The sequence below is a fragment of the Xanthobacter sp. YC-JY1 genome, from assembly GCF_021730305.1.
GTDB classification, from domain to species: domain Bacteria; phylum Pseudomonadota; class Alphaproteobacteria; order Rhizobiales; family Xanthobacteraceae; genus Xanthobacter; species Xanthobacter flavus.
This window is the reverse complement of sequence record NZ_CP032674.1, coordinates 4057457-4070593: the sequence shown is the minus strand read 5'-3', so window position 1 is coordinate 4070593 and position 13137 is coordinate 4057457. Positions and strand designations below refer to the sequence as shown.

General features: G+C 69.1%; 9 protein-coding genes. 6 read left to right on the top strand and 3 right to left on the bottom strand.

What is annotated here, in order from left to right; all coding sequences use genetic code 11:
- The first annotated feature begins 81 nt into the window (after positions 1-81).
- The 6 genes from paaN to D7006_RS19025 all read left to right on the top strand — a co-directional run bounded on the left by paaN (position 82) and on the right by D7006_RS19025 (position 10176).
- Complete coding sequence (gene paaN / locus D7006_RS19050; protein ID WP_237354156.1) at positions 82-1731, top strand: phenylacetic acid degradation protein PaaN; 1650 nt, start codon at positions 82-84, stop codon at positions 1729-1731.
- 23 nt (positions 1732-1754) lie between these two features.
- Complete coding sequence (gene pcaF, locus D7006_RS19045) at positions 1755-2960, top strand: 3-oxoadipyl-CoA thiolase (protein ID WP_237354155.1); 1206 nt, start codon at positions 1755-1757, stop codon at positions 2958-2960.
- Positions 2961-2963: 3 nt separating this feature from the next.
- On the top strand, positions 2964-5069 hold the full coding sequence (locus tag D7006_RS19040; protein WP_237354154.1) for a 3-hydroxyacyl-CoA dehydrogenase NAD-binding domain-containing protein: 2106 nt from the start codon (positions 2964-2966) through the stop codon (positions 5067-5069).
- Positions 5066-7099: a phenylacetic acid degradation bifunctional protein PaaZ gene (gene paaZ / locus D7006_RS19035; protein ID WP_237354153.1), complete on the top strand. Its 2034-nt coding sequence runs from the start codon at positions 5066-5068 to the stop codon at positions 7097-7099. The genes D7006_RS19040 and paaZ overlap by 4 nt, the downstream gene beginning before the upstream one ends.
- Positions 7100-7273: 174 nt before the next feature.
- Positions 7274-7693, top strand: coding sequence for a hypothetical protein (locus D7006_RS19030; RefSeq protein ID WP_169124115.1), 420 nt, complete (start codon positions 7274-7276; stop codon positions 7691-7693).
- Positions 7694-7908: 215 nt separating this feature from the next.
- Positions 7909-10176: a TonB-dependent receptor gene (locus D7006_RS19025; RefSeq protein ID WP_237354152.1), complete on the top strand. Its 2268-nt coding sequence runs from the start codon at positions 7909-7911 to the stop codon at positions 10174-10176.
- A gap of 93 nt (positions 10177-10269) precedes the next feature.
- Here the strand turns inward: D7006_RS19025 and D7006_RS19020 are convergent, their stop codons facing one another.
- The 3 genes from D7006_RS19020 to fabI form a co-directional block, all read right to left on the bottom strand.
- Entirely contained in the window at positions 10270-10545 is a 276-nt protein-coding gene (locus D7006_RS19020) for a hypothetical protein (protein ID WP_237354151.1), read from the bottom strand.
- Positions 10546-10726: 181 nt separating this feature from the next.
- The gene (locus D7006_RS19015) at positions 10727-12100 is read right to left on the bottom strand and encodes an NAD(P)H-dependent oxidoreductase (protein WP_237354150.1); all 1374 of its coding nucleotides are present in this window, start codon (positions 12098-12100) and stop codon (positions 10727-10729) included.
- Positions 12101-12319: 219 nt separating this feature from the next.
- Positions 12320-13084: an enoyl-ACP reductase FabI gene (fabI, locus tag D7006_RS19010; protein ID WP_237354149.1), complete on the bottom strand. Its 765-nt coding sequence runs from the start codon at positions 13082-13084 to the stop codon at positions 12320-12322.
- Between the last annotated feature and the right edge of the window lie 53 nt (positions 13085-13137).

Below are 13137 nucleotides of genomic sequence, written 5' to 3'. Positions count from 1 at the left end.
ACCGGACGATCGGTTAATCATTAGCGCAAGGGATGGGCTTGTCAACATCATCGCACAGCGTCCCGGCACAGGGAGAGGACCATGGCTGACCTGTTCGCGGCCCACGCCGCGCTGCTCGAATCCGCCGTTGCCGCAGCGCGCGGACGGGGCTTCTGGGCGGCCTTCCCGGAAAATCCCAAGGCCTATCCCGAAGGCGGCGCGGCCGAGGCCAAGGCGGCCTTTGCGGCCCTGAAGGACCAGCCGTTCGAGCTCGCTGCGGGCGAAGACGCGCCCCTGATCGGCGCCGAGGTCTCTCCCTTCGGTCCCGCCCTCGGCATCACCTATCGCGCCCGCGCCGTGGACGACCTGATCACCCGCGCGGAGAAGGCCGGCGCCGCATGGGCGGCCGCCTCCATCGCCCAGCGCACGGGCATCGCGCTGGAAATCCTCGTGCGCCTCAACACGGCGAGCTTCCTCATCGCGGAAGCGGTGGAGCACACCACCGGGCAGGCCGGGCCCATGGCGTTCCAGGCCGGCGGCCCGCACGCGCAGGATCGCGGGCTGGAGGCCGTCGCCTACGCCTATGAGGAGATGTCCCGCGTGCCCGGCGCGGTGGTGTGGGAGAAGCCCATGGGCCGCTCCGCCATCCGTCTCGACAAGGATTTCCACGTGGTGCCGCGCGGCATCGGCCTCGTCATCGGCTGCGCCACCTTCCCCACCTGGAACAGCTATCCCGCGCTGTTCGCCGATCTCGTCACCGGCAATGCGGTGATCGTGAAGCCCCACCCCGCCGCTATCCTGCCGCTGGCGCTCACCGTCCGCATCGCCCGCGAGGTGCTGGCGGAGGAGGGCTTCGATCCGGACGTGATCCAGCTCGCCCCCGACACCGCCGAGGCGCCCATCGCGAAGGAACTGGCGACCAACCCGGCCGTCGGCATCGTCGACTTCACCGGCTCTTCCCAGTTCGGCGGCTGGCTGCGGGAGAACGTGAAGGACAAGCTGGTGTTCACGGAAGAGGCGGGTGTCAACACCATCGTCGTCTCCTCCACCGGCGCTTTCGGGCCGATGTGCCAGAACATCGCCTTCTCGCTCTCGCTCTATAGCGGCCAGATGTGCACGGCGCCGCAGGTCATCTTCGTGCCGGCGGGGGGCATCGAGACCGAGGCGGGGCACAAGAGCTTCGACGAGGTGGCCGGCGGCATCGCCTCGGCCATCGACGCGCTCCTCTCCGAGCCCGCCCGCGCCGCGGCAGTGCTGGGCGCCATCCAGAATCCGGCGACCCTCGCCCGCATCGAGGAAGCCCGCAGCCTCGGCCGCATCGTGCGCGACAGCGCGGCCCTGCAAGTGGAGGGCGCGCGGACGGCGACGCCGCTTCTGCTGGCGGTGGATGCTGCCGACGAGGCGGCCTATCTCGAAGAGCGGTTCGGCCCCATCGCCTTTGTCGTCGCGGTGGCCGATACGGCGGATGGGGTGGCCCGCGCCGCCCGCGCCGCGCGCGAAAAGGGCGCCATCACCGCAGCCCTCTATTCCACCGACGAGGCCGAGATCGCCCGCGCCGTGCCGGCCTATGCCCGCGCCGGCGTGCCGCTCTCCGTGAACCTCACGGGCGGCATCTATGTGAACCAGAGCGCGGCCTTCAGCGACTACCACGTCTCCGGCGCCAATCCCGCCGGCAATGCCTGCCTCACCGATGCGGCCTTCGTGGCGGGCCGCTTCCGCGTCGTGTGCGTGCGCCGTCCGGCCGCCGCCTGAGCCCCTTTTCTTCGGAGATCATCATGGCTGACGCCTTCATCTGCGACTTCGCGCGCACCCCCATCGGCCGCTATGCCGGCGCTCTCAAGGACGTGCGGGCGGACGACCTCGCCGCCCATCCCATCCGCGTGCTCAAGGACCGCAATCCCGGCGTGGACTGGGAGGCGGTGGACGACGTGATCCTCGGCTGCGCCAATCAGGCGGGCGAGGACAATCGCGACGTCGCCCGCATGGCGGCCCTCCTCGCCGGCCTGCCGGTGAGCGCTCCGGGCACCACTGTGAACCGGCTGTGCGGGTCCGGCCTTGATGCGGTCGGCATCGGCGCCCGTGCCATCATGACCGGCGATGCCGACCTCATCATTGCCGGCGGCGTGGAGAGCATGACCCGCGCGCCCTTCGTGCAGGGCAAGGCCACGGAGGCCTTCTCGCGGCAGGCGGAGATTTACGACACCACGATCGGCTGGCGCTTCATCAACCCGCTGATGAAGGCGCAGTACGGCGTCGATTCCATGCCGGAGACCGGCGAGAACGTCGCCGCCGACTTCGCTATTTCCCGCGCCGATCAGGATCTGTTCGCCTGGCGTTCCCAGCAGCGGGCAAAGGCAGCGCAGGAGGCGGGTTTCTTCGCTCGCGAGATCGCGCCCATCGAGGTGAAGGGCAGGAAGTCCTCGGTGTTGGTGGAGCGCGACGAGCACCCGCGCGGCGATACGACCTTGGAGCAACTGGCCGCGCTGAAGACTCCCTTCCGCAAGGAGGGCGGCTCGGTGACGGCGGGCAATGCCTCCGGCGTCAACGATGGCGCCGGCGCGCTCATCCTCGCCTCGGAAGCGGCGGCGAAAAAGTACGGCCTCACGCCGCGCGCCCGCGTCATTTCCGTGGTGCAGGCCGGCGTGCCGCCGCGGATCATGGGCATCGGCCCGGCGCCGGCCACGCGCAAGCTTCTGGAGAAGAACGGCCTGTCCCTCTCCGATATCGACCTCATCGAACTCAATGAAGCTTTCGCCTCGCAGGCGCTGGCGGTACTGCGCCAGCTCGGCCTGCCGGATGATGCGGAGCGCGTGAACCCGCATGGCGGGGCCATCGCGCTTGGCCATCCCCTCGGCATGTCCGGCGCGCGCCTCGCCATGACGGCGGTCAGCGCGCTGGAAGTCCGTGGCGGCAAGCGGGCGGTCGCCACCATGTGCATCGGTGTGGGCCAGGGCATCGCCGCCCTCATCGAGCGGGTCTGAGCGGTGGACGCGCAGGTTTCCCCCCTCACGATCACCCGCCACGGCGCTGTCGCGGTGGTTCACATCGACCATGCGCCGGTGAACGCGCTGTCGCGTGGCGTGCGGCAGGGGCTGTTGGATGCGGTGCGGGGGCTGGAGGCGGATGCGTCGGTGTCGGCGCTCGTGCTGAGCGGCGGGCCGGGGCGGTTCATCGCGGGGGCGGACCTCAAGGAGATGGCGCTGCCGCCCGATGAGCCGTTTTTGCCGGAGGTGGTGGGCGCGATCGATGCCTGCACCAAGCCGGTGGTCGCGGCGCTGGACGGCGCGGCTTTGGGCGGTGGCTGCGAGATCGCGCTGGCCTGCGATCTGCGGATTGGGTCGGCCAAGGCGCTGGTGGGGCTCACCGAGACCCGGCTCGGCATCATCCCCGGCGCGGGGGGAACCCAGCGGCTGGTGCGGCTGGTCGGGGTGGCGCAGGCCATCGCTCTGGTGTGCGAGGGCCGGGTGCTGAAGGCCGGCGAGGCGCTGGCCCTGGGCCTTGTCGATGCGGTGGTGGAGGGCGATCTCCTCGCCGAAGCCATCGCCCGTGCGCCGTCGGTTTCAAAGCGCCGGCTCTCGGCCCTGCCGGTCCCCGCCGGCGATCCGGTCGGGGAGGACGCGGCAGCGGCCAAGGCGCTGAAGGGGGCGAAGGGCGTGCCGGCCATCGCCGAGGCCATCCGCGTCATCACCGCGTCGAAGGATGGCGACTTCGCCTCCGGCCTCGCCACCGAGCGCGCCGCCTTCCTTAGCTTGCGCGAGAGCCCGGAAGCCAAGGCCCTGCGCCACCTCTTCCTTGCCGAGCGCGAGGCGGTGAAGGTGCCGGGGCTGGAAGGCGCCAAGGCGCGGTCCGTGTCATCCACTGCCGTCATCGGCGCCGGCACCATGGGCGCGGGCATTGCCGTGGCGCTGCTGGACGCCGGATATCCCGTGACTCTGGTGGAGCGCGATGCGGAGGCCGCTGCGGCCGGCGTCGCGCGCATTGATGCCCTCTATGCCCGGCAGGTGAAGAGCGGCCGTATCGACGAGGCCCGGAAGGCTGAGCGCCTCGCCCGCCTCACCCCGGCCTGCGACTATGCGGCCCTGGCCGATGTCGACCTCATCGTCGAAGCCGCCTTCGAGGACATGGCGGTGAAGACCGACATCTTCGGCCGCCTCGACCGGATTGCGAAGCCGGGTGCGGTGCTCGCCACCAACACCTCCTATCTCGACCTCGACGCCATCGCCGCCGCCACCTCCCGGCCTGAGGACGTGGTGGGCCTGCACTTCTTCGCCCCCGCCAACATCATGAAGCTGCTGGAGGTGGTGAAGGCGACCCATACCGCGCCGGACGTTCTGGCGACCGCCCTCGCGCTGGCGAAGAAGATGGGCAAGCAGCCGGTGGTTGCGGGCAATTGCGACGGTTTCATCGGCAACCGCATCTATGCGGTGTACCGCCGCCACGCGGAATATCTGGTGGAGGACGGGGCCAGCCCCGAACAGGTGGATGCGGCGCTGGAGGCCTTCGGCTTCGCCATGGGCATCTTCGCGGTGTCGGACATGTCCGGCCTCGACATCGCCTATGCCATGAGGAAGCGCCGGGCGGCGACGCGCGACCCGAACGAGCGCTACGTCGCCATCGCCGATGCTCTGGTCGAGGCGGGTCGGCTGGGGCGCAAGACCAATGGCGGCTGGTACGCCTATGATGCAAACGGCAACCGTGCTCCAGACCCTGCCGTCACGCAGATCATCGCGCAGGCCCGCGCCGCCAAGGGGATCCAGCCGCGATCCTTCACGCCGGAGGAGATCCAGCTTCGGCTTCTGGCCGTGACGGCCAATGAGGGCGCGAAGGAACTGGCCGAGGGCATCGCGCTGCGGCCCTCCGACATCGACCTCGCCTTCGTCAACGGCTACGGCTTTCCGCGCCTCAAGGGCGGCCCCATGCACGCCGCCGACGCCCTCGGCCTCGCCACCATCCTCACCGAAATCGAAGCCGCCCACGCCACCGGCGGCGCCGGCTCCGACCCCGCACCGCTCCTCGTCCAGCTCGTGCGCGAGGGCAAGACATTTACAGACTGGCACAAGGCCGGCGCTCCCAAGGGAGGGAATAAGTGACCAAGATCCTCGACAGCTACGCCCTCGACCGCTGGTTCACCCCCGAGGCCGGGCTGGTGGACATTCCGAGCGCCATCGACGGGCGCGTGGTGGCGCGTGCCTCCACCCGTGGGCTCGATTTCGCTGCCATGGTGCGCCATGCCCGCGACGTGGGCGGGCCGGCGCTGCGGCGTCTCACTTTCCATCAGCGCGCCGACATGCTCAAAGCCCTCGGTGCCCATCTCACCGCCCACAAGGATGCGCTCTACGCGCTCGCCGCCGACACCGGCGCAACCAAGCGGGATAATTTCTTCGATATCGACGGCGGCATCGGCACGCTCTACGCCTACGCCTCCCGCGGGCGGCGCGAACTGCCGGGCGAGCGCTTCGTGGTGGAAGGCGCGCCGGAGGCCCTGTCGAAGAACGGCACCTTCATCGGTCTCCATGTGCTCACCCCGCTCCACGGCGTCGCGGTGCACGTGAACGCCTTCAACTTCCCCTGCTGGGGCATGCTGGAGAAGCTGGCCCCGGCCATCCTCGCGGGCATGCCCGTCATCACCAAGCCGGCCACCGCCACCGCCTATGTGGCCGAGGCCGTGGTGAAGCTCATCATCGAGGCGAACATCCTGCCGGCGGGCGCGCTGCAGTTCGTCGCGGGATCGGCGGGTGACCTGCTCGATCATCTCACCGGGCAGGACGTGCTCTCCTTCACCGGCTCTGCCGCGACTTCGCAGGCGCTGCGCGACCATCCGGCGGTCTCGCGCAACGCGGTGCGTTTCATCGCCGAGCGGGACTCGCTCAATGCCGCCGTGCTCGGCCCGGATGCCGTGGAGGGCACGCCGGAGTTCGACCTCTTCATCGCCGAGGTGGTGCGCGAGATGACGGTGAAGGCGGGCCAGAAGTGCACCGCCATCCGCCGCATCATCGTACCGAAAGCGCAGGAGAACGCTGTGATCGCGGCTCTCTCCACGCGCCTCGCGGCCATCGCCGTGGGCGACCCGCGCCGCGAGGACGTGCGCATGGGCCCGCTCGCCAGCCGCGCCCAGCGCACCGCCACGCAGGAGGCGGTGCGGGAGATCGCGGCCGAGGCGGAGATCGTGTTCGGCGATCCTGAAAAGGTCGAGCCCGTGGGCGCGGATGCCGCCACCGGCGCCTTCATGGCACCGGTGCTGCTGCGCTGCGCCGAACCCCTCAAGGCCAAGGCGCCGCACGAGGTGGAAGCGTTCGGGCCGGTGGCGACGGTGATGGGCTACGAGGCCATCGCCGATGCACTGGCGCTGGTGGCCAAGGGCGAGGGCAGCCTCGTCGCCTCGGTCTACACCTATGATCCTGCGGTGGCGGAGGAGCTGGTGTTCGGCATCGCCGCCCATCATGGCCGCCTCGTGCTGATTGACCGCGACTGCGCCAAGGAATCCACCGGCCACGGCTCGCCGCTCCCCGGCCTCGTCCATGGCGGCCCCGGCCGTGCCGGTGGCGGCGAGGAGATGGGTGGCCTGCGCGGCGTGTTCCACTACATGCAGCGCACCGCCATCGAGGGCTCGCCCGCCCGCCTGTCGGCCCTGACGCGCACCTGGCTCTCGGGCGCCCCCGCGCCGGTGACGCCGGAGCATCCCTTCAAGCGCAAGTTCGATGCCCTCAGCGTGGGCGACACGGTGGAGACGGCGTCGCGCACCATCACGCTGGACGACATCGAGCATTTCGCCCATTTCACCGGCGACACCTTCTATGCCCACATGGACGAGGAAGCGGCGAAGGCGAACCCCTTCTTCCCCGGCCGCGTCGCGCACGGCTACCTCATCCTGTCGTTCGCGGCGGGCCTGTTCGTCGATCCGGCGCCGGGGCCGCTGCTCGCCAATTACGGGCTCGACTCGCTGCGCTTCCTGAAGCCAGTCTCGCCGGGGGATGCCATCCGCGTGCGGCTAACGGTCAAGAACAAGCAGCCCGCCCGCAAGCCGGAATACGGCGAGGTGCGCTGGGATGCGGAGGTGTTCAACCAGGATGGCGACACCGTGGCCCGCTACGAGCTGCTGACCATGAGCAGCCGCGTCTGAGCAGGGGAAACCTCGACGGGGACGCCGTGGCGCCCCCGACAGGCCGAAATCTGCGGCAAGTTTGCAACAGTGTTAACGGACCGTGCGTCAGGGCGCCCTTCCGCAGGGGCGGCAGCCCATTTCCGCCGTTACACGTTCCCGTGAGGAATGGTACTCCTGTGGCGGGAGCGGCACATGGCTGGACGCAGGGGCATTAACGCATTCGCGCGACGCGCGGCCGAAAGGGCCGCGGGTCGGGTTGCGGCGCGTGTTGCCGGCTGGGCTGTCGCCTATGTCCTCCTTCTCCAGGTCGTCCTTTCGGGCTTCGCGCTCGGATCCGTTCCCATCGGGATGGATCCGGACCTGTGCCTGAGTGCGGTCTCCGCCGGCACGACAGGCTCGGATGGCGGGCATGACGGCGCCCCGGCGCAGCATCGCCAGTGCCAGGCCTGTCTCGCGCGGGCCGACCTGCCCGCTCTGCCGCCACCGCCGCCTGTGCCGGACGTCGCGCCGCTCACCGGCGCGCTCCGGCTCGATTTCGGCGCGCCCTCCGCACCGCTTCGCACCCATGTCCTGAGCGCCTTCCGGGCGCGTGCACCTCCCGCGGCGGCCTGAAGTCGTCCGGTCTCGCCGCTGACGCGGTGCGGGGCCGGGCGCGCTGTCCCACGGCCCGTGCGTTCTCCCGTTTCAACACAGGGAATGCTTCGACCGGTCAGCTTGCAAGGCAAGCGGACAGGTCCGCGTCGGCGCGGCCAAGGTCTACCCTACCCAAAAACAATTCCGCTCTGCCGCGCCTCTTGCCGCCGGCCTTCGAGCGCGAGGACACGCAAATGCCATCCCCCGTTCTCCCCGCCGGGACCCTGTCCCGGCTGCGCGGCAGCTTCGCGCGCAGCACCGCTCTGTTTGCGCCGTCCGCGCTCGCGCTTGTCCTGGTGCCGGCATTCGTCGCGCCTGCTATGGCGCAGACCAGCCCGCAGCCGGCCACCGAGCTGCCGCCCGTGACCGTGCGGGCCACCACGCCGGCGGCGACGGCATCCGGCGCACCGGGGTCGGATTCGGGCAATTTCTCCCCGGCGGACATCGCGCTCATCTCCGGCAGCGAGGCGCAGGCGGCGACGCTGTGGACCAGCGATTCGGGCTCGCTCCTCAACCGCATTCCCGGCGGCGCGTCCTGGGGCGCGGGCGGTGTCTCCAGCCTGCCGGCGGTGAACGGCATGGGGGCGGACCGGGTCCAGGTCGCGGTCAACGGGATGCTGTTCGGCATCGCCTGCCCGAACCAGATGAATCCGCCCTTCTCTTTCGTCAATCCGGCGATGATCGCCAACGTGAAGGTCTATACGGCCACTGCGCCGGTGAGCGTCGGCGGCGACTATACGGGCGCGCGGGTGAACGTGACGGTGGCGCCCCCGAAGTTCACCGAGGGCGAGCAGCTCACCGTCTCGGGCAGCATCTCCGGCTATTATCGGAGCAACAACAACAGCTACGGCGTGGACGCCACGGCCACCGTCTCCAATGCCGACACCAGCGTGACCTATACCGGCGGCTGGGCCAAGGCGAGCGACTATGTGGCGGGCGACGGCACCACCATCAAGTCCACCTTGTACGAGACCCAGAACCACGCGCTGACCATCTCGAAGAAGATCGCCGACCAGCTCTTCACGGTGGGAATCGGCGGCCAGTTCATCCCCTACGAGGGCTACCCCAACCAGTATATGGACCTCGTGGAGAACAAGAGCATCAACGCCTTCGGCCGCTATCTCGGCGAGTTCGACTGGGGCCAGCTGGAAGGCAATGTCTTCGCCAACCAGATCCGCCACACCATGGGCTTCATCGCGCCGGACAAGACCGGCGACATGCCCATGGACACGAAGGCGACCGACATCGGCTACTCGCTGAAGGGCACGATGGCACTCTCTGCCCGCGATACGCTGCGGATCGGCAATGAACTCTACTACAACACCCTCGATGATTGGTGGCCGCCCGTCGCCGGCTCCATGATGATGGGACCGGATACCTTCCAGAGCATCAACAACGGCCAGAAGCTGCGCGCCGGCATCTATGGCGAGTGGGAGCGGCGAATCGACGACCGCTGGACCGCAGTGCTGGGCGTGCGCAACGACGTGGTCTGGATGAACACCGGCGACGTGGAGGGCTACAACCAGATGATGTACGGCGCCGACGCTGCGCTGTTCAACGCCCAGAGCCACGCCCGCACCGACTTCAACGTCGATGCCTCGGCCATCCTGCGTTACGACGCCAACGCCGCCAGCACCTACGAATTCGGCCTCGCCAGAAAGACCCGCTCGCCGAATTTCTACGAGCGCTATGCCTGGTCCACCAACCCCATGGCCATGGACATGATCGGCTGGTTCGGCGACGGCAACGGCTATGTGGGCAATCTCAATCTGGAGCCGGAGGCGGCCCACACGGCGAGCTTCACCGCCACCTGGCACGACCCGGTGCGCAACGCCTGGGAACTGCGCGTCTCGCCCTATTACAGCTATGTGGTGAACTATATCGACGCGGACCGTTGCCTGCTGGCGGGCTGCCTCGCGTCGAAGCCCAACAATCCCTACGTCACCAACGACTTCGTCTTCCTGCAGTTCGCCAACCACGATGCGTGGCTCTATGGCGTGAACATCGATGGCAAGATGGAGTTGTGGAACGACCTCACGTGGGGGCAGGGCGTGTTCCGCGGCAACCTCAACTTCGTGCAGGGCCAGCGCACCGACGGCGTGAACCTCTACCACATGATGCCGCTCAACGGCGTCATCGCGGTCGACCACAAGCTCGGCAACTGGACCAACAGCCTCGAACTGCAGATGGTCGCGGCCAAGGTGCTCGTGAGCCAGGTGCGCAACGAACTTGAGACCTCGGCCTACGCGCTGCTCAACTACCGCACCAGCTACCAGTGGCAGCAGTTCCGCTTCGACTTTGGTGTCGAGAACATTCTGGACACCAACTACAACCTGCCCCTCGGCGGCGCGAACCTGGTGAACTACCAGGTGTCGTCGATGATGGGCACGTCGGCGGCGTGGGGCTTCCCGGTGGCCGGCATGGGCCGCTCGTTCAACACGCGGGTGACGTACCAGTTCTGAGGGGGCACCCTTCCAGCCGCGGCCGGTTTCTGGCCGCGGCCCGTGTTCCGCCCCGACGTCGTGCGCCGGGGCGGTGGGAGCCATTCTCTGGCCTTACCGGCCCCGCGCCAGCCGGGCTGCCTTGCGCTTGGCCATGGTGGCGAGGAGATCGGACGCGGTGAGAATGATGAGCGCGGTCAGGGCGAGCGCCGTGGCCGTCAGCGCGTAGATGATGATGAAGGCATAGCCGAAGAAATAGGTGAGATAACCAAAGGCGAAAATCAGGTTCGCGATGAAGAAGTACTTCGCGTCGGGCAGGCCGTAGATGGCATCGCGGAGAAGCCAGCCGAAGAGGGGGACGTGAAGCACGGCGCGCGCGGCGGTTCGCATGGGGCAGGGTCCGGTGAAATGTACCGAGGTTCATCCCGCGCTGCGGGAGGAGCCCGGACCTTCACCGGACATTTGATCTGGATCAATAATCCCATTCGCCGCAGGCGGGCCATTCCGGTGCGGCCTCGCGCCGCGCCGGCGGACGGTCAACGTCCACCGGCGTCCGGCGCCGAAGCGCCTCTCAGGCCGCTGCGGAGCGGGAGGCGGGGGCGGCGAACTGGCGCTCCATCTCCCGGCGCAGGCGCACGGTATCGTTGTCGCCGATCTCCACATCCGCCCAGCCGACCACCTCGCCGCGGGCGATGGGGCGGGTGAGGCGCACCTTGTGGGCGAGGCCGATGGGCAGGGCGCCGCGAGCCAGGGAATCCTCCGCCCGCATGATGCGGCCCCACACAGTGTAGCCGCCCTCGCCATCCAGCATCTCGCCGGGGGAAAGGTCCTTCTTCGCCACCGCCACGGCGTCGGAGAAGAAGCCGATGGGCGTGCCGGTCGCCTCGTTGCGCAGGGCCGCGGCGGCGACGCTGATGCCGAGTTCCAGCCCGATCATGTGGTAGGGCCGGTAAAGCGCCGTGTAGCGGCCGCTCGGGTCGGTGGCCATGCCGTATTCGCGGAAGCAGCGGCGGGCATAGTCGCCACGCGCCGAGGGATCGGCCTGGATCACCACATAGACGCCCCAGCGCAGGTCGCGGAACACCGGGCGGCCGTCCCGCTCCAGGCTGGAGACCACTTCCACCTGCCCGGCCTCCTCCAGCAGCCCGCCGGCGTCGCGGGGGCGCAGGATGGTCGGCAGGTCGTCCACGCCGCAGGGCGGGAAGAGAAGCCCGTCGCGTGGCGCCTTGAGGCCGGTGGCGTTGGAGATGGCGGCCATCTCGATGGAGGATTTCGTGCCGTCCACGAACGAGTTGAACATCTGCGGGTTCATTCCGCCGATGGCCGCCTGCTCGGGGGTGAGGCCGATATTGCGCCACACGTCGTCGGGCGTGGAGGCGTGGTAGGCGGGCAGATACTTCGTGCCCTTGCCGGCGGCCACCACCTGGAAACCGCAGGTCTGCGCCCAATCCACCATCTCGCACACCAGCGCCGGCTGGTCGCCATAGGCGGCGGCATAGACGACGCCGGCCTCGGCCGCCTTGCGGGCGACGAGGGGGCCGGCCAGCACGTCCGCCTCCACCGTCACCATCACGATGTGGCGGCGCTCGGCGATGGCGAGGAGCGCGTGCCTGAGCCCCGCTGCCGGGCTGCCGGTGGCGTCCACGATCACCTCGATGCCGTCCGCCTTGATGAGCGCCTCGGCATCCTCGGTGATGACGGTGCGGCCGGTGCGGCGCGCGTCGTCGAAATCGGTCGCGAGGGCGTCGTCCACCGGCCAACCGGTGTTGGCGAGGGCATCCTTCGCCCGGGCGGCGGAGAGATCGGCGATGCCCATGAGGTGCATGCCCACGGTGGTGCGCACCTGCGACAGGAACATGGAGCCGAACTTGCCGGCACCGATGAGGCCGACGCGCACCGGGCGCCCCTCGGCCGCGCGGGCCCGGAGCTTGGCTGCGAGATTCATGGGGTCGCTCTCCTTCCTTGCGGAAGCCGGGCGAAGATGTGCGCACGCGCGTGCCCGTCAAGCAGGCCGATGCGCAGGAGCGTTCCTCCGTCCGGCCATCGCCGGTTGTCTCCGGCCGGATCGTTGATGTCCGGCCGTGGCGGGTGGGGCCCGCGAGGGGAACGGTAGTGCGCTCTTCCGCCGGAGGGAAGCGCTCCCCAACGTCATGGCGGGCGTCTTTCAGCCGATGATGCTGTAGCCGCCGTCGATCTGGTGGACGCCGCCGGTGACATTGGCGGCCTCGCGGCTCGCGAGGAAGGCGGCGAAGGCGCCCACATCCTCGATGGACGCGAGGAGATGAGTCGGTGCGCGCTCGGCGGCCTCGTTCAGCAGTTCGTCGAAATCGGCGATGCCGGAGGCGGCGCGGGTCTTCAGCGGGCCGGGCGAAAGGGCGTGGACGGAGATGCGCTTCTCGCCGAGTTCCGCAGCGGCATAGCGCACCACCGATTCGAGCGCCGATTTCACCGGCCCCATGATGTTGTAGTGCTCGACGACCTTCTCGGCGCCGTAGAAGGACACGGTCATGCAGGTGCCGCCGGCGCCCATGAGCGGCTCGGCAAGGTGGATCATGCGTAGGAAGGAATGGACCGAGACGTCCATGGCCTTGGCAAAGCCTTCAGCCGAACAGTCGACCACGCGGCCGTGCAGATCCTCCTTCGGGCAGAAGGCGATGGAGTGCAGCAGGGTATCCAGCCGGCCCCAGCGCGCCGTGATCTCGTCGAACACCGCTTCGAGCTGGCCGGGGATGCTCACGTCGAGCGGCAGGATGATCTCGGAGCCGATGGATTCGGCGAGCGGCCGCACATGCGCCTCGGCCCGCGCGTTGAGATAGGTCACGGCAACGTCGGCACCCTGCTCGCGAAATGCCTTCGCGCAGCCCCAGGCGATGGACTGGTCGTTCGCCACCCCCACCACCAGCGCCTTCTGGCCCTTCAGCGAAAACATGCGCGCGCCCTCATGCGTTGCGACCTTTGATCCACATTGCACCCGGAGGCCGA